This is a genomic window from Enterobacter sp. Li2LvB3, assembly GCF_056156645.1.
In genome coordinates this window covers 90,707-110,617 of sequence record NZ_JBSICG010000019.1, presented here as the reverse complement: position 1 = coordinate 110,617, position 19,911 = coordinate 90,707, and the positions used below count along the sequence as shown (strand labels likewise).

The 19,911-nt window shown below is 54.1% G+C and carries 15 protein-coding genes; 11 read left to right on the top strand and 4 right to left on the bottom strand.

The window, feature by feature from the left end:
* Window positions 1-289: 289 nt before the first annotated feature.
* The 4 genes from metA (at window position 290) to aceK (ending at window position 6,218) form a co-directional block, all read left to right on the top strand.
* Window positions 290-1,219, top strand: a complete 930-nt coding sequence (metA, locus tag ACS603_RS16315; protein ID WP_182063266.1) for a homoserine O-acetyltransferase MetA — start codon at window positions 290-292, stop codon at window positions 1,217-1,219.
* Between the two features lie 270 nt (window positions 1,220-1,489).
* The gene (gene aceB, locus ACS603_RS16310) at window positions 1,490-3,091 is read left to right on the top strand and encodes a malate synthase A (RefSeq protein WP_474944568.1); all 1,602 of its coding nucleotides are present in this window, start codon (window positions 1,490-1,492) and stop codon (window positions 3,089-3,091) included.
* A gap of 31 nt (window positions 3,092-3,122) precedes the next feature.
* A complete protein-coding gene (aceA, locus tag ACS603_RS16305; protein ID WP_182063267.1) occupies window positions 3,123-4,427 on the top strand; it encodes an isocitrate lyase in 1,305 nt (434 codons plus the stop codon).
* 51 nt (window positions 4,428-4,478) lie between these two features.
* A complete protein-coding gene (gene aceK, locus ACS603_RS16300; RefSeq protein ID WP_182063268.1) occupies window positions 4,479-6,218 on the top strand; it encodes a bifunctional isocitrate dehydrogenase kinase/phosphatase in 1,740 nt (579 codons plus the stop codon).
* 68 nt (window positions 6,219-6,286) lie between these two features.
* Here the strand turns inward: aceK and iclR are convergent, their stop codons facing one another.
* Window positions 6,287-7,114 (bottom strand): glyoxylate bypass operon transcriptional repressor IclR, encoded by an 828-nt coding sequence (gene iclR / locus ACS603_RS16295; RefSeq protein WP_182063269.1) that lies wholly within the window; start codon window positions 7,112-7,114, stop codon window positions 6,287-6,289.
* A gap of 194 nt (window positions 7,115-7,308) precedes the next feature.
* Between iclR and metH the strand changes: the two genes are divergently transcribed.
* The 5 genes from metH (at window position 7,309) to rluF (ending at window position 14,560) form a co-directional block, all read left to right on the top strand.
* A complete protein-coding gene (gene metH, locus ACS603_RS16290) occupies window positions 7,309-10,992 on the top strand; it encodes a methionine synthase (RefSeq protein ID WP_182063270.1) in 3,684 nt (1,227 codons plus the stop codon).
* A gap of 176 nt (window positions 10,993-11,168) precedes the next feature.
* The gene (locus ACS603_RS16285) at window positions 11,169-12,800 is read left to right on the top strand and encodes a Na/Pi cotransporter family protein (protein ID WP_182063271.1); all 1,632 of its coding nucleotides are present in this window, start codon (window positions 11,169-11,171) and stop codon (window positions 12,798-12,800) included.
* Between the two features lie 144 nt (window positions 12,801-12,944).
* A complete protein-coding gene (locus tag ACS603_RS16280) occupies window positions 12,945-13,301 on the top strand; it encodes a type II toxin-antitoxin system RelE/ParE family toxin (protein ID WP_182063272.1) in 357 nt (118 codons plus the stop codon).
* On the top strand, window positions 13,298-13,636 hold the full coding sequence (locus ACS603_RS16275; RefSeq protein ID WP_182063273.1) for a helix-turn-helix domain-containing protein: 339 nt from the start codon (window positions 13,298-13,300) through the stop codon (window positions 13,634-13,636). The genes ACS603_RS16280 and ACS603_RS16275 overlap by 4 nt, the downstream gene beginning before the upstream one ends.
* Before the next feature lie 51 nt (window positions 13,637-13,687).
* The gene (gene rluF / locus ACS603_RS16270) at window positions 13,688-14,560 is read left to right on the top strand and encodes a 23S rRNA pseudouridine(2604) synthase RluF (RefSeq protein ID WP_182063274.1); all 873 of its coding nucleotides are present in this window, start codon (window positions 13,688-13,690) and stop codon (window positions 14,558-14,560) included.
* Here the strand turns inward: rluF and ACS603_RS16265 are convergent, their stop codons facing one another.
* The 3 genes from ACS603_RS16265 to lysC all read right to left on the bottom strand — a co-directional run bounded on the left by ACS603_RS16265 (window position 14,561) and on the right by lysC (window position 17,271).
* Window positions 14,561-14,833 (bottom strand): YjbD family protein, encoded by a 273-nt coding sequence (locus ACS603_RS16265; protein ID WP_474944565.1) that lies wholly within the window; start codon window positions 14,831-14,833, stop codon window positions 14,561-14,563.
* A 50-nt stretch (window positions 14,834-14,883) separates the two neighbouring features.
* A complete protein-coding gene (gene panS, locus ACS603_RS16260) occupies window positions 14,884-15,828 on the bottom strand; it encodes a ketopantoate/pantoate/pantothenate transporter PanS (protein WP_182063276.1) in 945 nt (314 codons plus the stop codon).
* Between the two features lie 93 nt (window positions 15,829-15,921).
* Entirely contained in the window at window positions 15,922-17,271 is a 1,350-nt protein-coding gene (lysC, locus tag ACS603_RS16255) for a lysine-sensitive aspartokinase 3 (protein ID WP_182063277.1), read from the bottom strand.
* A gap of 374 nt (window positions 17,272-17,645) precedes the next feature.
* On the opposite strand from lysC, the gene pgi reads away from it, so the two are divergent.
* Together pgi and yjbE are read left to right on the top strand one after the other, a co-directional pair.
* Complete coding sequence (pgi, locus tag ACS603_RS16250) at window positions 17,646-19,295, top strand: glucose-6-phosphate isomerase (protein WP_182063278.1); 1,650 nt, start codon at window positions 17,646-17,648, stop codon at window positions 19,293-19,295.
* Window positions 19,296-19,661: 366 nt separating this feature from the next.
* Window positions 19,662-19,904, top strand: coding sequence for an exopolysaccharide production protein YjbE (gene yjbE / locus ACS603_RS16245; RefSeq protein WP_013095034.1), 243 nt, complete (start codon window positions 19,662-19,664; stop codon window positions 19,902-19,904).
* The last annotated feature ends 7 nt before the right edge of the window (window positions 19,905-19,911 follow it).

Here is a 19,911-nt window from a genome sequence, read left to right as displayed (position 1 = left end):
GGAAGCCCGGCATACAACTGCCAGGCATCAATTAAGAAGAACCCCGTACCGAAGGTGCGGGGTTTTTTGCTTTTGTGCGAAAAAAATGCCCGGTGGCGCTACGCTTACCGGACCTGCAAAACCGTAGGCCGGGTAAGGCGAAGCCGCCACCCGGCAATGTCGACCGCACGATCCCTCCTTGAAACTTTCTCACCTTTCACTTGCAGGCTCGACATTCAGGCCATTTCTGCGTATCGTTAGCTATCTGGATGTCTAAACGTTTATACGTATGCTGTGAGGATATAAGGTTATGCCGATTCGGGTGCAGGACGAGCTACCAGCCGTCAATTTCTTACGTGAAGAAAATGTCTTCGTAATGACAGCTTCACGTGCAACAGGTCAGGAAATTCGCCCGCTGAAGGTGCTTATTCTCAATCTGATGCCGAAAAAGATCGAAACAGAGAATCAGTTCCTGCGTCTGCTGTCGAACTCGCCGCTTCAGGTGGATATCCAGCTGCTGCGTATCGATGCCCGTGAGTCGCGCAATACCCCTTCTGAGCATCTGAACAATTTCTACTGTAATTTCGACGATATCCGCGACGAAAATTTCGATGGTCTGATCGTGACTGGCGCACCGCTTGGGTTGGTAGAGTTTAATGATGTCGCCTACTGGCCGCAGATCAAACAGGTGCTGGAGTGGGCAAAAGATCACGTCACCTCCACACTCTTTGTCTGTTGGGCGGTACAAGCCGCGCTGAACATTCTTTATGGTATCCCCAAACAAACCCGCACTGAAAAGCTCTCTGGCGTATACGAACACCACATCCTTCATCCTCATGCGCTGCTGACGCGCGGTTTTGATGACTCCTTCCTCGCCCCGCATTCCCGCTATGCCGATTTCCCGGCACAGCTGATCCGTGATTACACCGATCTCGAGATCCTGGCGGAAACGGAAGAGGGTGATGCCTACTTGTTTGCCAGCAAAGACAAGCGTATCGCGTTTGTGACCGGGCATCCTGAGTACGATCCAAACACACTCGCGGCGGAGTTTTTCCGCGATGTTGAAGCCGGTTTAAGCCCGGAAGTTCCTTATAACTATTTCCCAAAAGACGACCCACAAAACAAACCACGGGCCACCTGGCGCAGCCATGGAAATCTGCTCTTCACCAACTGGCTCAACTATTACGTCTATCAAATCACGCCATACGATCTGCGCCACATGAATCCGACGCTGGAGTAATCCACTACTCTGGACGATCCTAAAGCGTTTCAGCTATTCAGATCAGGCACCTTCGGGTGCCTTTTTTATTTCCGAAATGCCACTCAACATTGCAAAAAACTTTAACTCTATATTAATCAGTAAGTTGCATTCAATTAATAATTAAAATGGAAATTGTTTTTGATTTTGAAAAAATTATAGATAATCTTAATTCTGCTGAGCGAAAACCACACAACGATCTTTCGCTCGCATTGGGGGAGTGTTTTTGGATCTTTGATGAGGAGCAGAATGATGACTCAACAGGCAACCACGGCCGACGAACTGGCTTTTAACCAGCCACATGGCGAACAAGAGCAGCAAATCTTAACGCCAGAGGCTGTCGAATTCCTGACCGAACTGGTGACCCGCTTTACGCCAAAGCGCAATAAGCTGCTGGCGGCACGCATCCATCAACAGCAGGAAATTGACGATGGCAAGTTGCCTGGGTTTATTTCGGAAACCGCTTCCATTCGCCGTAGTGACTGGACAATCCGCGGTATTCCTGAAGACTTACAGGATCGTCGCGTCGAGATCACCGGCCCGGTGGAGCGCAAAATGGTGATCAACGCCATGAACGCCAACGTTAAAGTCTTTATGGCCGATTTTGAAGACTCTCTGGCTCCGGACTGGCGCAAAGTCATCGATGGGCAAATCAACCTGCGTGATGCCGTGAACGGCACCATCAGCTATACCAACGAAGCCGGGAAAATCTACCAGCTCAAGCCGAACCCGGCAGTGCTGATTTGCCGTGTACGTGGTCTGCATCTGCCTGAAAAGCATGTCACCTGGCGCGGTGAAGCCATTCCTGGCAGCCTGTTCGATTTTGCCCTCTATTTCTTCCACAACTACAAAAGCTTGCTGGCGAAAGGCAGCGGCCCGTACTTCTATCTGCCAAAAACCCAGTCCTGGCAGGAAGCGGCCTGGTGGAGTGAAGTCTTTAGCTATGCAGAAGATCGTTTCAACCTGTCGCGGGGCACCATTAAAGCCACGCTGTTAATTGAAACGCTGCCGGCGGTATTCCAGATGAATGAAATCCTGCACGCGCTGCGTGACCACATTGTTGGCCTGAACTGCGGACGCTGGGACTACATCTTTAGCTACATCAAAACCCTGAAAAATCACGCTGACCGGGTGCTGCCGGATCGTCAGGTTGTCACCATGGACAAGCCATTCCTCAGCGCCTATTCGCGTCTGCTGATTAAGACCTGCCACAAGCGCGGTGCGTTTGCGATGGGCGGTATGGCGGCATTTATTCCAAGCAAAGACACCGAGCGAAACAACCAGGTACTCAACAAGGTGAAAGCCGACAAAGAGCTGGAAGCACGTAACGGCCATGACGGCACGTGGATTGCGCACCCGGGCCTTGCCGATACGGCGATGGAGGTGTTCAACCGCGTACTGGGCGACAACAAAAACCAGCTGTTTGTCACGCGCGAAGAGGATGCGCCAACCGCAGAAGAGCAGCTGCTGGCGCCGTGTACGGGCGAACGCACTGAAGAGGGAATGCGCGCCAATATTCGCGTTGCCGTGCAGTACATCGAAGCGTGGATCTCCGGTAACGGCTGCGTGCCAATCTACGGGCTGATGGAAGATGCCGCCACGGCGGAGATCTCCCGTACCTCTATCTGGCAGTGGATCCATCACCAAAAAACGCTCAGTAACGGTAAGCCGGTAACCAAATCCTTGTTCCGTCAGATGCTGGCCGAAGAGATGCTGGTTATCCAGGACGAACTGGGCGAGCACCGCTTCAGTAGCGGGCGTTTTGACGACGCTGCGCGCCTGATGGAGCAAATCACCACATCAGATGACTTAATCGACTTCCTCACCCTGCCAGGCTACCGCCTGCTTGCGTAATCCACCACATAACAATATGGAGCATCTGCACATGAAAACACGTACCCAACAGATCGAAGAATTACAAAAAGAGTGGACACAGCCGCGCTGGGAAGGCATTCGTCGCCCGTACAGTGCCGAGGAAGTGGTGAGATTACGTGGCTCGGTCAACCCGGAGTGCACGCTGGCGCAGCTGGGTGCGGCCAAAATGTGGCGTCTGCTGCATGGCGGCTCGAAAAAAGGCTACATCAACAGCCTGGGGGCGCTGACGGGTGGTCAGGCGCTGCAACAGGCGAAGGCGGGTATTGAGGCGGTTTACCTGTCGGGCTGGCAGGTGGCGGCGGACGCCAACCTCGCCTCCAGTATGTATCCGGATCAATCGCTCTATCCGGCAAACTCTGTGCCGTCGGTAGTGGATCGGATCAACAACACCTTCCGTCGTGCGGATCAGATCCAGTGGTCTGCGGGCATTGAGCCAAACGATCCGCGTTTTGTGGATTACTTCCTGCCGATCGTCGCTGATGCAGAAGCTGGTTTCGGTGGCGTGCTGAATGCGTTTGAGCTGATGAAATCGATGATTGAGGCCGGTGCAGCGGCCGTACACTTCGAAGATCAGCTGGCATCGGTGAAGAAGTGCGGACATATGGGCGGTAAGGTATTGGTTCCGACTCAGGAAGCGATTCAGAAACTGGTTGCAGCGCGTCTGGCTGCGGATGTTCTGGGTGTTCCGACGTTGGTGATTGCCCGTACCGATGCAGACGCGGCTGACCTGATCACCTCTGACTGCGACCCGTATGATAGCGAGTTTATTACCGGTGAGCGTACCAGCGAAGGCTTCTACCGCACTCATGCTGGCATTGAACAGGCTATCAGCCGTGGTCTGGCCTATGCCCCGTATGCAGACCTGGTGTGGTGTGAAACCTCGACACCGGATCTGGCGCTGGCAAAACGCTTTGCCGATGCTATTCATGCGAAATATCCGGGCAAACTGCTGGCCTATAACTGTTCGCCATCCTTCAACTGGCAGAAGAATCTGGACGACAAAACGATCGCCAGCTTCCAGCAGCAGCTGTCTGATATGGGCTACAAATATCAGTTCATCACCCTGGCGGGTATCCACAGCATGTGGTTCAACATGTTCGACCTGGCCCACGCTTATGCGCAGGGTGAGGGTATGAAGCACTATGTTGAGAAAGTACAACAGCCAGAGTTCGAGGCCGGTAAAGAGGGTTATACCTTCGTTTCTCACCAGCAGGAGGTGGGAACAGGCTACTTCGATAAAGTCACCACCATCATTCAGGGGGGCGCCTCCTCCGTGACGGCCTTAACGGGATCGACGGAAGAAGCACAGTTCTGATGTTTTCCCCCTCTCCCCGCTGGGGAGAGGGTTGGGGTGAGGGGGAATAAGATGTCGCGTGGCCTGGAATTATTGATTGCACAAACCATCCTGCAAGGCTTTGACGCGCAGTATGGTCGTTTTCTGGAAGTGACGTCCGGCGCACAGCAACGTTTTGAACACGCCGACTGGCACGCCGTTCAGCAGGCCATGAAGCAGCGTATTCACCTTTACGATCACCATGTGGGTCTGGTGGTGGAACAGCTGCGCTGTATTACCGATGGCAAAAACCCTGATGCCGCATTTTTGCTACGTGTTAAAGAGCACTACACCCATTTATTACCCGATTACCCGCGCTTCGAAATTGCGGAGAGCTTTTTTAACTCTGTCTATTGCCGGTTATTTGACCACCGCTCGTTATCTCCCGAGCGGTTATTTATTTTCAGCTCCCAGCCTGAGCGCCGTTTTCGCACCATCCCGCGGCCGCTGGCGAAAGACTTCTTTCCCGATAACGGCTGGGAATCTCTGCTACACCGTGTGTTAACCGATTTACCGCTGCGCTTGCCCTGGCAGAACAAAACCAGAGACATCGGTTTTATCATCGCGCATCTCAGTGAGACGTTTGGTGAAGAGGTGCTCACTCACAGCCATCTGCACGTTGCGAATGAGCTTTTTTACCGTAATAAGGCTGCCTGGCTGGTCGGCAAACTGATTACACCCACCGCTACCGTGCCGTTCCTGCTGCCCATTCACCGCAGCGATGAGGGCGAGCTGTTTGTTGATACCTGCCTGACAACCAGCGCCGAGGCCAGCATTGTTTTTGGTTTTGCCCGTTCTTATTTCATGGTGTACGCCCCGCTACCTGCGGCTCTGGTGGAGTGGCTGCGTGAGATCCTGCCGGGGAAAACCACCGCCGAGCTGTATATGGCGATTGGCTGTCAGAAGCACGCCAAAACCGAAAGCTACCGGGAATATCTGCACTACATCTCAACGGCTGATGAGCAGTTTATCGAAGCCCCCGGCATTCGCGGGATGGTGATGCTGGTGTTCACCCTGCCAGGTTTCGATCGGGTGTTTAAGGTTATCAAAGACAAGTTCGCGCCACAGAAAGAGATGACCGCCGCCCATGTCCGATCCTGCTATCAGCTGGTGAAAGAACACGACCGCGTCGGGCGTATGGCGGATACCCAGGAGTTCGAAAATTTTGTGCTGGATAAGCAGCAGATTGACCCGGTGCTAATGGCGCTTTTGCTCCAGGAAGCTCCGGCAAAGATAACCGACCTGGGCGATAAGATTGTCATCAGCCACCTCTACATAGAGCGCCGCATGGTGCCGCTGAATATCTGGCTGGAGCAGTCGGAAGGGCAAGGATTACGGGATGCCATTGAAGAGTATGGCAATGCTATCCGTCAGCTTGCCGCCGCCAATATCTTCCCGGGCGACATGCTGTTTAAAAACTTCGGCGTCACCCGTCACGGGCGTGTGGTGTTCTACGATTACGATGAAATTTGCTATATGACCGAAGTGAATTTCCGCGATATACCGCCCCCACGCTACCCGGAAGACGAGATGTCCAGCGAGCCGTGGTATAGCGTCTCACCGGGGGATGTTTTCCCGGAGGAGTTTCGTCACTGGCTATGTGCCGACCCGCGCATCGGGCCGTTATTTGAAGAGATGCACGACGACCTGTTCCACGCCAGCTACTGGCGCGGGCTGCAAACGCGGATTAAAAACGGGCACGTGGAGGATGTGTACGCCTACCGGCGTAAGCAGCGGTTTTGCATCAGATTTTCTCCCTCCCCCGCAGGGTGAGGTCATCATGTTTTCTCCCTCTCCCGGTGGGAGAGGGCCGGGGTGAGGGCATCTGGCCGCACTCAATCCTAACGGATCCCACCGTACGCCAGCGTCACCTCTTTTGCCGCTTTAATCACCAGCGCACCTAGCTCGGTTACCCGGTCATCGGTCATGCGGGAGATTGGCCCGGAGATGGAAATGGCTGCAAACGGCTCGCGGTGCTCGTCAAAAATACAGGCCGCGAGGCAGCGCAGACCCAGCGCATGTTCCTCATCATCGAACGAATAGCCGCGCTTGCGGGTCAATGCCAAATCTTCTTTCAGATGCACCGGCGAAACCAATGTGGCGTGGGTATAGGCGTGTAGCCCTTTACGATGCAGCAACCCCGTCACTTGTTCCTCGCTAAGCTGCGAGAGAAACGCTTTGCCCGCCCCGGAGGCGTGCATTGGCAGCTTGCCGCCAATGGGAGCAGACATACGCATCAGCTGTGTACATTGCACCTGGTCGATGATGATCGCCTGATGGTCACTCTGGTCCAGAACGGCCAGGTTCACTGTTTCACCGGAATCTTCCATCAGCTTGCGCAGAATAGGGTGCACAATGGCCAGCAGGTTGCGGCTTTGCAGGAAACTACTGCCGACGATAAACGCATGTGCGCCCACCGCCCAGTGCCCCAGCTCGCCCACCTGACGCACAAAGCCCAGCTGTTGCATGGTGGTGAGCAGACGGTGAGTGGTGGAGTTCGGCAGTCCGGCCTGTTGAGCCAGCTCCGTCAGGGCCACGCTGCTGTGCGACTCGGCTATCCATTCCAGCAGCTTCAGACCGCGAGTCAGCGATTGAACCTGTCCGCCCTGTGGTGCAGCGGTGGTGGCAGCAGGTTTTCTGCCGCGTTTAGCGGGAACGGTCGCGACCATGACGATCTCCTTTTTCTGTATCGTGGAAATCATTTTCGTTTTATTTGCTGTTTTTGCAACCGTTATCCTGACTGATCGGATGAGTGATGGTGAACATGTCTCATGTTACCGCTGTGTGACTTTTCCACTCTGTCAGATTATGCCAGTATGGACTGCTGGCCTTTTGGCCTGGTTGAGCGTTGTCGGGAGCAAGTGTGAGCAGCAAAGTAGAGCAACTGCGTGCGCAGTTAAATGAACGAATTCTGGTGCTGGACGGCGGCATGGGCACCATGATCCAGGGCTATCGTCTGAGTGAAGACGATTTCCGCGGCGATCGTTTTGCCGACTGGCCATGTGATCTGAAAGGGAACAACGACCTGCTGGTGTTAAGCAAGCCGCAAGTGATTGCGGATATCCACAATGCCTATTTCGAAGCAGGCGCGGATATCGTTGAAACCAACACCTTTAACTCGACAACCATCGCCATGGCGGATTACCAGATGGAATCCCTGTCGGCGGAAATCAACTATGAAGCCGCGAAACTGGCGCGCGCATGTGCAGACGAATGGACGGCCCGCACGCCGGATAAACCGCGCTACGTTGCCGGGGTACTTGGCCCGACAAACCGCACGGCGTCGATTTCACCTGACGTGAACGACCCGGCGTTTCGTAACATTAGCTTCGATCAGCTAGTGGCCGCGTACCGCGAATCCACAAAAGCGCTGGTGGAAGGCGGTTCCGATCTGATCCTGATTGAAACGGTATTCGATACCCTCAATGCCAAAGCCGCGATTTTCGCGGTGAAAGAGGAATTCGAAGCACTGGGCGTTGACCTGCCGATCATGATTTCCGGCACCATTACCGACGCCTCCGGCCGTACGTTATCCGGCCAGACAACTGAAGCCTTTTATAACTCGTTACGCCATGCCGAAGCGCTCTCCTTCGGCCTGAACTGCGCCCTGGGGCCAGACGAACTGCGCCAGTATGTGCAGGAGCTCTCGCGTATTGCGGAATGCTACGTCACCGCCCACCCGAATGCCGGTCTGCCAAATGCCTTTGGTGAATACGATCTGGATGCCGACACCATGGCGGCGCAAATCCGCGAGTGGGCTGAATCGGGCTTCCTGAATATCGTGGGTGGTTGTTGCGGTACGACGCCAGAGCATATTGCCGCAATGAGCAATGCGGTGGCCGGGCTGCCGCCGCGTAAATTACCTGAGCTTCCCGTTGCCTGCCGTCTTGCCGGCCTTGAGCCGTTGACCATCGGCGACGATAGCCTGTTTGTGAACGTCGGTGAACGTACTAACGTCACCGGCTCCGCGAAATTCAAACGCCTGATCAAAGAAGAGAAGTACAGCGAAGCGCTGGACGTTGCCCGCCAGCAGGTGGAAAGCGGCGCACAGATTATCGATATCAACATGGATGAGGGGATGCTTGACGCCGAAGCGGCGATGGTGCGTTTCCTCAACCTGATCGCCGGTGAGCCAGACATCGCCCGCGTGCCGATTATGATTGACTCCTCGAAGTGGGAGGTCATCGAAAAAGGGCTGAAATGCATTCAGGGTAAAGGCATCGTTAACTCCATCTCGATGAAAGAGGGGATCGATATCTTTATCCACCACGCGAAGCTGGTACGCCGTTACGGCGCAGCTGTGGTGGTTATGGCATTTGATGAAGTCGGTCAGGCCGACACTCGCGAGCGCAAGATTCAGATTTGCCGTCGCGCGTATAAAATTCTGACCGAAGAGGTAGGTTTCCCACCGGAAGACATTATCTTCGACCCGAACATCTTCGCGGTGGCAACCGGGATTGAAGAACATAACAACTACGCCCAGGACTTTATCGGCGCGTGTGAAGACATCAAACGCGAGCTGCCACATGCGCTTATTTCTGGCGGTGTGTCGAACGTGTCGTTCTCATTCCGTGGTAACGACCCGGTGCGTGAGGCTATCCACGCTGTATTCCTTTACTACGCTATCCGTAACGGAATGGATATGGGGATCGTGAACGCCGGGCAACTGGCGATTTACGACGACCTGCCGGCAGAGCTGCGTGATGCGGTGGAAGACGTTATCCTCAACCGTCGTGACGATGCCACCGAGCGAATGCTGGATCTGGCAGAAAAATACCGTGGCAGTAAATCGGATGAAGCCGTCAACGTTCAGCAGGCTGAGTGGCGCTCCTGGGATGTGAAAAAACGACTGGAATATTCGCTGGTTAAAGGTATCACCGAGTTTATCGAACTGGATACCGAAGAAGCGCGTCTTCAGTCCGCACGTCCGATTGAAGTGATCGAAGGGCCGCTGATGGACGGCATGAACGTGGTCGGTGACCTGTTCGGCGAGGGCAAAATGTTCCTGCCACAGGTGGTGAAATCTGCCCGCGTAATGAAGCAGGCGGTGGCCTACCTCGAGCCGTATATTGAAGCCAGCAAAGAGAAAGGCTCCAGTAACGGGAAAATGGTTATCGCCACCGTGAAAGGCGATGTTCACGACATCGGTAAGAATATCGTCGGCGTGGTGTTGCAGTGTAATAACTACGAAATTATCGATCTTGGCGTGATGGTGCCTGCGGATAAAATCCTCAAAACCGCACGTGAAGTGAATGCTGACCTGATTGGCCTTTCCGGGCTGATCACCCCGTCACTGGACGAGATGGTCAACGTGGCGAAAGAGATGGAGCGTCAGGGCTTTACCATTCCGCTGCTGATTGGCGGTGCGACCACCTCTAAAGCGCATACCGCAGTGAAAATCGAGCAGAATTACAGTGGCCCGACGGTCTACGTGCAAAACGCCTCGCGAACCGTGGGGGTCGTCTCTGCGTTGCTTTCAGCCACGCAGCACGATGACTTTGTGGCACGAACCCGCAAAGAGTACGAAACCGTCCGTATTCAGCATGCGCGTAAAAAACCACGTACGCCGCCGGTTACGCTACAGGCCGCGCGCGATAACGATCTGGCGTTTGACTGGTCCAGCTATACGCCGCCGGTTGCGCACCGTCTGGGCGTGCAGGATGTGACTGCCAGCATTGAAACGCTGCGTAACTACATCGACTGGACACCGTTCTTTATGACCTGGTCGCTGGCGGGGAAATATCCGCGCATCCTCGAAGACGACGTGGTCGGTGAAGAAGCACAGCGCCTGTTCAAAGACGCGAACGAGATGCTCGACACGCTGAGTGCAGAGAAAACCCTTAACCCGCGCGGCGTTGTCGGGTTGTTCCCGGCAAACCGCGTGGGCGATGACATCGAAATTTATCGCGACGAAACCCGTACCCACGTACTGACGGTGAGCCATCACCTGCGCCAGCAAACCGAGAAAGTGGGTTTCGCGAACTACTGTCTGGCCGATTTCGTGGCACCGAAGCTTTCCGGGAAAGCCGATTACATCGGCGCATTTGCCGTAACCGGTGGTCTGGAAGAAGATGCGCTGGCAGATGCATTCGAAGCGCAGCACGATGATTACAACAAAATCATGGTCAAAGCGATTGCCGACCGCCTGGCGGAGGCCTTCGCCGAGTACCTGCACGAACGCGTGCGTAAGGTGCACTGGGGTTATGCGGCGAACGAAAACCTCAGTAATGAGGAGCTGATCCGCGAAAACTACCAGGGCATTCGCCCGGCACCGGGCTACCCGGCCTGCCCGGAACACACCGAGAAGGGCACCATCTGGGAGCTGCTGGATGTGGAAACACACACAGGCATGAAGCTGACCGAATCCTTCGCCATGTGGCCCGGGGCGTCGGTTTCTGGCTGGTACTTCAGTCACCCGGACAGCAAGTACTTTGCTGTGGCACAGCTTCAGCGCGATCAGATAGAAGATTATGCGCAGCGTAAAGGGATGAGCGTTCCAGAAGTGGAGCGCTGGCTGGCGCCGAATTTAGGCTACGACGCGGACTAAGGTCACTTTTCCTTACAACAAACAGGGCGCTCATTGGGCGCCCTGTCTCTTTCTTACGCTTAAACCCTTATACTTGAGAAAAGCTCAGGTTAATCGTAGGCCGGATAAGCGAAGCGCCATCCGGCTTGTATAACATGGGCTTAAGGAACCTATAACGATAAGGAGAACCCCCTTCTGTGCTGACTCTGTTACACCTGCTCTCCGCAGTGGCATTGCTGGTATGGGGCACGCATATTGTCCGTACCGGTGTGATGCGCGTATTCGGTGCGCGCCTACGAACCGTTCTCAGCAGCAGCGTTGAGAAGAAGCCGCTCGCCTTCTGTGCGGGCATCGGCGTGACGGCGCTGGTGCAAAGCAGTAACGCCACCACCATGCTTGTCACTTCGTTTGTGGCGCAGGATCTGGTGGCGCTAACGCCTGCGCTGGTGATTGTGCTGGGTGCCGATGTGGGGACCGCGCTGATGGCGCGTATCCTGACGTTCGATCTGTCGTGGTTGTCGCCGCTGCTGATTTTCATCGGCGTTATCTTCTTCCTGGGTCGTAAGCAGACCCGTGCCGGGCAGCTCGGGCGAGTGGGCATTGGCCTGGGGCTGATCCTGCTGGCACTGGAGCTGATTGTGCAGGCGGTGACACCCATTACTCAGGCCAACGGCGTGCAGGTGATTTTCGCCTCGTTGACGGGCGATATCATGCTGGATGCGCTGATCGGCGCCGTCTTTGCCATCGTCAGTTATTCAAGCCTGGCCGCCGTGCTGTTGACCGCTACGCTGGCGAGTGCCGGGGTTATCTCGTTCCCGGTGGCGCTGTGTCTGGTGATTGGCGCGAACCTCGGCTCTGGCCTGCTGGCGATGCTCAACAACAGCGCCGCCAATGCTGCTGCCCGTCGCGTTGCGCTCGGCAGCCTGTTGTTTAAGCTGGTGGGAAGCCTGATTATTCTGCCGTTTGTGCACCTGCTGGCTGGGATCATGCAAAAGCTGCCTTTGTCGGACGCCGAGCTGGTTATCTATTTCCACGTGTTCTACAACCTTGTCCGCTGCCTGGCGATGGTTCCCTTCGCCGCGCCAATGGCCCGTTTCTGCGAACGTCTTATCCGCGATGAACCTGAGCTGGATGCCCGGCTGAAACCGAAGCATCTGGACACCTCTGCACTGGACACGCCAGCTCTGGGCCTGGCCAATGCTGCCCGCGAGACGCTGCGCATGGGCGATGCGATGGAAACGATGCTGGAAGGGCTGCAAAAGGTCATGCATGGCGAGCCTCGCGAAGAAAAAGAGCTGCGCAGGCTGGCAGATGATATCAACGTGCTTTATACCGCCATCAAGCTCTATCTGGCGCGGATGCCGCAGGACGAGCTGGCGGAAGAGGAATCGCGCAGGTGGGCGGAAATCATCGAAATGTCCCTCAACCTGGAGCAGGCCTCTGACATCGTCGAACGTATGGGCAGTGAAATAGCCGATAAATCGCTGGCTGCGCGCCGTGCGTTCTCGGTCGAAGGTCTGAAGGAGCTTGAAGCCCTGCACGAACAGTTGTTGAGTAACCTCAAGCTGGCGATGTTGGTCTTTTTCTCAAGCGATGTGCCAGGCGCACGCCGTTTACGCCGCAACAAACACCGTTTCCGTATTCTTAACCGCCGCTACTCTCATGCGCACGTTGAACGCCTGCATCAGCAAAACGTGCAAAGCATTGAAACCAGCTCCCTGCACCTGGGGCTGCTGGGCGATATGAAACGTCTTAACTCGTTGTTCTGTTCCGTGGCCTACAGCGTGATGGAACAGCCGGATGAAGACGACGAGCGAGACGAGTATTAATCTCTGAAAGCGCCTCGCAGTTTCCCGCTGTGGGGCGTGACTCAATCTCACTGAAAATTTAACGTTATCCCATTGGACATGTGCGTACGCATGAAGGAATGTGTTATGCCTGTGTTTGTATAAAATTTTATACAGGGATGTGTTATGCTTTCAGAAAGGCCAGCGATGCGACCCATCGCATGGATAGGGAGTGCATTTGACGATTTACTCAGCTTTCCTGAGGTCATCCGCAAAGACGCAGGTTTTCAGTTACACCGCCTGCAAGCCGGGTTAGAGGCCGCTGACTGGAAGCCGATGCCGGAAATCGGTAAAGGCGTTGCTGAAATACGGCTTAGAAGCCATACGGGCGCTTATCGAATTCTCTATTTGGCCCGTTTTGAAGATGCGGTATATGTGCTGCATTGCTTTATGAAGAAAACACAGCGGACTTCCGGACAGGATAAGCACATCGCTAAAGCCCGTTTGCAGGCAGTGATTGATGCGAGGAATAATCGAAAATGAGTAAAGGTGTTGATACTAAAATTCGCCATGTTACGGCGGCAGAAACCAACATATTTTCCGAGCTGGGCTTTGAAGCGAGTGAAGCAAAACGGCTGCAAAAGGATGCTGATAAAGAAGTTGAACAACTGCTGGCCATCAAGCGACAACTGATGCAGGAGATCTCCGCATGGATTGCTGATAATAAGCTCCGTCAGGCTGATGCTGCAGCCATGCTAAATGTCTCTCGTCCACGTGTTTCGGATGTGGTTAACCTCAAAACCAGCAAGTTCACGCTCGATACTCTGGTCATGATGCTAAGTAAACTTGGAAAACCTGTCTCAGTTACCATCGGCTAATCTTTTTACCAGCCCAAACCTAAGGTATATTTCGCCTCTACAGGAGAAACTATGCTGCCAACTCAATCAACCCGATTAAACAAATACATTAGCGAGAGCGGGATCTGCTCACGTCGCGAGGCTGACCGTTACATTGAACAGGGTAACGTGTTCCTCAACGGCAAACGCGCCACCATCGGCGACCAGGTGGTACCTGGCGATGTGGTCAAAGTGAATGGTCAGGTCATCGAACCCCGCGATGCCGAAGACCTGGTGTTTATCGCGTTGAATAAACCGGTTGGTATCGTCAGTACCACGGAAGATGGCGAGCGGGACAACATTGTTGATTTCGTTAACCACAGCAGCCGTGTCTTCCCGATTGGCCGACTGGATAAAGACTCTCAGGGGCTGATTTTTCTCACCAACCACGGCGACCTGGTAAACAAAATTCTGCGTGCCGGAAACGACCACGAAAAAGAGTACATCGTCACGGTGAATAAACCGGTCACTGACGAGTTTATCCGTGGAATGGGCGCTGGCGTGCCGATTCTGGGCACCGTTACCAAAAAGTGTAAGGTGAAGAAAGAAGCCCCGTTTGCGTTTCGCATTACGCTGGTACAGGGCTTAAACCGCCAGATCCGCCGTATGTGCGAGCACTTCGGTTATGACGTGACGAAGCTGGAACGCACCCGAATCATGAACGTCAGCCTGTCCGGTATTCCATTGGGTGAGTGGCGTGATTTAACCGGTGACGAGCTGATTGAGCTGTTCAAGCTGATTGAGGATTCATCTTCTGAAGCGAAACCAAAAGCGAAAGCCAAACCGAAGGCTCAGGCGGTTAAACGCCCGGTGGTGAAAGCCCCGCAGGCAGAAGATAAAGGGCGAGGTAAACCGGCTAACGGAAAACGCTTTACCCAGCCTGGGCGCAAAAAGAAAGGGCGCTAATCAGCGCCGTCCCCGGGTAGAGGTGTTTGCCGACCAGGAAAAAGTCGTCTCTGCATCGGGTTTATAAGCCTGCTGTTTCTTCAACTTGCGGGCTTTTTTTGCTTCTGCTTCACGCTGTTCCATCAGTTTGTCGATGTACTCTTTTTTTACCTGATTGGTTTCGCCGTTAGTCAGTGTGCGGCCATGGGCGATACGGGCGCGGTCGAGAAGCGTCTTGAGTTCACGCTGCTCGGCTTCTGTCATCTCTTGCTGGGTCAATCGTTGTGTCGCCATCGCTGAAGCCTCATGTGGAAGAGGCTTCAGTGTAAAACAAGTGGCGGAAATTAACCTTGTTTCACCACATCTTTTTTCGGTTGTTCTTCGATGGGTTTACCAGACCAGTAACCTGCCAGCAGGGAGCCTGAAAGGTTATGCCAGACGGAGAACAACGCGCCAGGCAGGGCGGCCAGCGGCGAGAAGTAGATTTTACCGAGTGCCGCTGCCAGGCCAGAGTTTTGCATTCCCACTTCAATCGCCAGCGTGCGGCAGGTAGATTCGTCAAAGCCGAACAGTTTGCCACCCCAGTAGCCGCCCAGCAGGCCAATGGTGTTATGCAGTACCACAGCAATGATCACCACAAAGCCGACAGACGCAATGTGCGAGGCGGAGCCTGCTACCACGGCGCTGATGATTGCCAGAATACAGACCATCGAAAACGCCGGCAGACAGGGTTCGACCGCCTTCACCAGGCGCGGGAACAGATGGTGGATAACCAGCCCCAGTGCAATCGGGATCACCACAATTTGCAGAATGCTGAGCAACATCCCCATTACGTCTACCTGAATATGTGCATCGACATACAGGCGGGTTAACAGCGGTGTGGCAATCACGCCCACGAGAGTAGACGCGGACGAGATGGTCACGGAGAGCGCAACATCGCCTTTCGCCAGATAGATCATCACGTTGGATGCCGTACCGCTTGCCACGCTGCCCACCAGCACCATCCCGGCGGATAAATCTGGCGGCATCTTAAAGGCCATTGCCAGCAGCCAGGCCGCGAGCGGCATCACCAGATAGTGCAGGAAAATACCCGCCGCGACAGGTGCAGGGCGCGACAGCACGCGTTTAAAGTCGTCAATTTTCAGGTGCACGCCCATGCCGAACATAATCAGCATCAGCAGCGTGGTGACCCAGGGGCCGATGCCCGTGAAGCTGGTGGGGGTGTAATACGCGAGTACAGAGAGCAGCAGTGCCCATAACGGGAACAGCCGGGTGATGGCGGATAACATAGTTAATTCCTTGCAGTATTGTCGTGTTGTTTAGTTATGAAAAAGCCGGGTCTGTGCCCAGCTTATAGATATTGTTTATCGTGCTAACGAATTTTATTCAAACAAATTCTGATGAAGTTTTTGCACGACAAGCTCTGCCTGATCGGCCGGCACCAGGAAGCAAAGGTTGTAGCTGGATGCACCGTAGCAAATCATGCGGATGTTGAACGGGTCGAGCACGCCGAAGACCTCTTTACCCACGCCACAGGCGCGTGACAGCTTGTTACCGATGATGGCAACCAGCGCCAGGTTTTCTTCGACTTCCACACGGCACAGCTCCGACAGCTCAATCAACAGCGATTGCGTCAGCAAGGTATCGCCAGTAGAAGTTGAACCGGTGGTATCCAGCGTCAACGCGATGCTCACTTCGGAGGTGGTGATCAGATCCACGGAGATATTATGGCGTGCCAGAATGCTAAACACTTCCGCCAGGAAACCGCGGGAATGCAGCATATTGTGGCTATGGAGCGTCACCAGCGTCTGGCGGCGACGCAGGGCCAGCGCGCGGAACAGCGGTGGGTTTTCCGTTTTTTTACAGACCAGCGTACCACCCGCTTTCGGATCTTTACTGGAGCCGACGAACACCGGAATATCGCTGCGCACGGCTGGCAGCAGCGTTGCAGGGTGCAGCACTTTCGCGCCGAAGGTGGCCATTTCCGCCGCTTCTTCAAATGCGATCACATCAATTCGTTTCGCTGCGGAAACGACGCGCGGGTCGGTGGTGTAAATGCCCGGAACGTCAGTCCAGATATCCACACGGGTAGCGTGCAGTGCTTCACCCAGCAGTGCGGCGGTGTAGTCGCTGCCACCACGGCCAAGCGTTGTAGTACGGCCTTTCGCTTCGCTACCGATAAAGCCCTGGGTGATAACGATACCCTCTGCCAGACGTGGTGCCAGCTGCTGAGTAGTCAGCTCGGCCAGCGCTTCAACGTCCGGTTCGGCGCGGCCAAAGCGATCGCTGGTACGCATCACTTTACGAACGTCAAACCACTGCGCCTGAATGTTACGTTCGCGCATGATTTCCACAAACAGCAGAGTGGACATCAGTTCACCATGGCTGACCAGTTCGTCGGTCAGGGCGGTGGAGGTTGCCAGAGAGGCGGCTTCTGCCAGGGTGGTGATGTTTTCCAGCAGACGTTCCACTTCCTCGCGGATGACGTTCGGGTTCTGCAGGCGTTCAAGGATGTCGAACTGAATTTTGCGCAGTGCATCCAGCTTAACGAAACGTTCTGTCGCTTCCAGTCCTTCAGACAGAGAAACCAGCAGGTTCGTCACGCCAGCGGATGCAGAAAGCACCACCAGGCGGGCATTCGGATCGGCTAGCACCACATCGGCGCTGCGGTTCATGGCATCGTAATCAGCCACACTGGTGCCGCCAAACTTAGCGACCACAAAACTCGTCATAACAACCTCGTGTCAGGGAATGAATAAAGCGACCTTGGCACAAGAATGAAACGAAAACAGGTGCAGGCGCAAATACGGCCCTATAAATAAAATGTGGGGGAGGTCCTGTCAATGCTGGGATTATGCGGATTTTTCATGGGGGGGCACCCCTCAGTAACAGGACTTATAACAAGCCGCTATTTTATTCTGCAAATCAGGACGTTCTGAACGACATTCAACCCCCTCGGGGGCAGGTTTTAGCAGCTATACTTTTCGGGTCTTTTCACCTGCGTTTGATGCAGGCCAGGGCAATGGCATAAAAACCATCACAATTTTTATTTGCAGGCGCTACAATCGACCGCAGTCACAATTCTCAAATCAGAAGAGTATTGCTAATGAAAAACATCAACCCAACGCAGACCGCTGCCTGGCAGGCACTACAGAAACATTTTGATGAAATGAAAGACGTCACTATCGCGGATCTGTTCGCGAAAGATGCCGATCGTTTCAACAAGTTCTCCGCGACCTTCGACGACCTGATGCTGGTGGACTTCTCCAAAAACCGCATTACCGAAGAGACACTGGCAAAATTGCAGGATCTGGCGAAAGAAACCGCGCTCAGCGATGCCATTAAATCCATGTTCTCTGGTGAGAAGATCAACCGCACCGAAGACCGCGCTGTGCTGCACGTTGCACTGCGTAACCGTAGCAATACTCCAATCATCGTCGATGGCAAAGATGTGATGCCGGAAGTGAACGCGGTGCTGGAGAAGATGAAAGCCTTCTCTGAAGCGATCATCTCTGGTAGCTGGAAAGGTTACACCGGTAAAGCTATCACTGACGTGGTGAACATCGGTATCGGCGGTTCAGACCTCGGTCCATTCATGGTGACCGAAGCGCTGCGCCCGTACAAAAACCACCTCAACATGCACTTCGTTTCTAACGTTGATGGTACACACATCGCTGAAGTGCTGAAGAACGTGAATCCGGAAACCACCCTGTTCCTGGTGGCGTCTAAAACCTTCACCACGCAGGAAACCATGACCAACGCCCATAGCGCGCGTGACTGGTTCCTGGAAACCGCAGGTGACAACAAGCACGTAGCGAAACACTTCGCCGCGCTGTCTACCAACGGTAAAGCGGTTGGCGAGTTCGGTATCGACACGGCAAACATGTTCGAGTTCTGGGACTGGGTTGGTGGCCGTTACTCTCTGTGGTCTGCAATCGGTTTGTCCATCATCCTGTCTGTTGGCTTTGACAACTTCGTTGAGCTGCTTTCCGGCGCACATGCGATGGATAAACACTTCGCGTCCACCGCGCCTGAGAAAAACCTGCCAGTGCTGCTGGCGCTGATTGGTATCTGGTACAACAACTTCTTTGGCGCTGAAACCGAAGCCATCCTGCCATACGACCAGTACATGCACCGCTTTGCTGCCTACTTCCAGCAGGGCAACATGGAATCCAACGGTAAATACGTTGACCGTAACGGCAATGCCGTGGACTACCAGACTGGCCCAATCATCTGGGGCGAGCCAGGCACCAACGGCCAACATGCGTTCTACCAGCTGATCCACCAGGGCACCAAGATGGTACCGTGCGATTTCATCGCGCCTGCTATTACTCATAACCCGCTGTCGGATCACCATCCGAAACTGCTGTCTAACTTCTTCGCTCAGACTGAAGCGCTGGCGTTCGGCAAGTCCCGCGACGTGGTTGAACAGGAATACCGCGACCAGGGTAAAGATCCGGCGACCCTGGATCACGTTGTGCCGTTCAAAGTGTTCGAAGGCAACCGTCCAACCAACTCTATCCTGCTGCGCGAAATCACCCCGTTCAGCCTGGGTGCGCTGATTGCCCTGTATGAGCACAAAATCTTTACTCAGGGCGCGATCCTGAACATCTTCACCTTTGACCAGTGGGGCGTTGAGCTGGGCAAACAGCTGGCAAACCGCATTCTGCCAGAGCTGGGTGACGACAAAGCGATTAACAGCCACGACAGTTCTACAAATGGTTTGATTAACCGTTATAAAGCATGGCGTGCATAATTAATATGTCATGAAAAATGCCGGCGAAATGCCGGCATTTTTTTATCGGATAATTCCTGATGTCTGTTATTTAACTCAAATTACTGTTCTGAGTTTAATCTGAAAAAGTCCATTAACCTGTTAATTACTGCGGTTTATTTTAGGAATATACGGAGAATGAAACCGGTAATAACTTATTATAACTTTATGAATATAATGTAATTTATATTTATTTAATTATTGTTGTGTGTCGCAAATATCCAATATTCTGAAAACCCCCTCTCTATTTACCTGCACGGCAATCCCTCTGCTTTAGTTGTGTATACTCGATTCCGCTCGAAATTCTTTTTGGGCACATCTCCATTCATTCAATGAAGGGAAATTGTTATGAAGAAAGTACTGTATGGCATTTTTGCCATATCTGCGCTTGCGGCGACATCTGTATATGCGGCTCCGGTTCAGGTCGGGGAAGCGGCAGGGTCGGCAGCGACGTCTGCGTCTGCGGGGAGTTCTACCGCAGCCAGCACCAGCACCGTAAGTTCAGCCGTGGGTGTCGCGCTGGCGGCAACCGGTGGCGGTGATGGCTCCAATACCGGAACCACGACCACCACGACGACCAGCACCCAGTAATACCGGG

Coding starts and splice junctions, on each gene's coding strand:
- metA (WP_182063266.1), top strand. CDS start 290: ATGCCGATTCGGGTGCAGGACGAGCTACCAGCCGTCAATTTCTTACGT.
- aceB (WP_474944568.1), top strand. CDS start 1,490: ATGACTCAACAGGCAACCACGGCCGACGAACTGGCTTTTAACCAGCCA.
- aceA (WP_182063267.1), top strand. CDS start 3,123: ATGAAAACACGTACCCAACAGATCGAAGAATTACAAAAAGAGTGGACA.
- aceK (WP_182063268.1), top strand. CDS start 4,479: ATGTCGCGTGGCCTGGAATTATTGATTGCACAAACCATCCTGCAAGGC.
- iclR (WP_182063269.1), bottom strand. CDS start 7,114: ATGGTCGCGACCGTTCCCGCTAAACGCGGCAGAAAACCTGCTGCCACC.
- ACS603_RS16280 (WP_182063272.1), top strand. CDS start 12,945: ATGCTTTCAGAAAGGCCAGCGATGCGACCCATCGCATGGATAGGGAGT.
- ACS603_RS16275 (WP_182063273.1), top strand. CDS start 13,298: ATGAGTAAAGGTGTTGATACTAAAATTCGCCATGTTACGGCGGCAGAA.
- rluF (WP_182063274.1), top strand. CDS start 13,688: ATGCTGCCAACTCAATCAACCCGATTAAACAAATACATTAGCGAGAGC.
- ACS603_RS16265 (WP_474944565.1), bottom strand. CDS start 14,833: ATGGCGACACAACGATTGACCCAGCAAGAGATGACAGAAGCCGAGCAG.
- panS (WP_182063276.1), bottom strand. CDS start 15,828: ATGTTATCCGCCATCACCCGGCTGTTCCCGTTATGGGCACTGCTGCTC.
- lysC (WP_182063277.1), bottom strand. CDS start 17,271: ATGACGAGTTTTGTGGTCGCTAAGTTTGGCGGCACCAGTGTGGCTGAT.
- pgi (WP_182063278.1), top strand. CDS start 17,646: ATGAAAAACATCAACCCAACGCAGACCGCTGCCTGGCAGGCACTACAG.
- yjbE (WP_013095034.1), top strand. CDS start 19,662: ATGAAGAAAGTACTGTATGGCATTTTTGCCATATCTGCGCTTGCGGCG.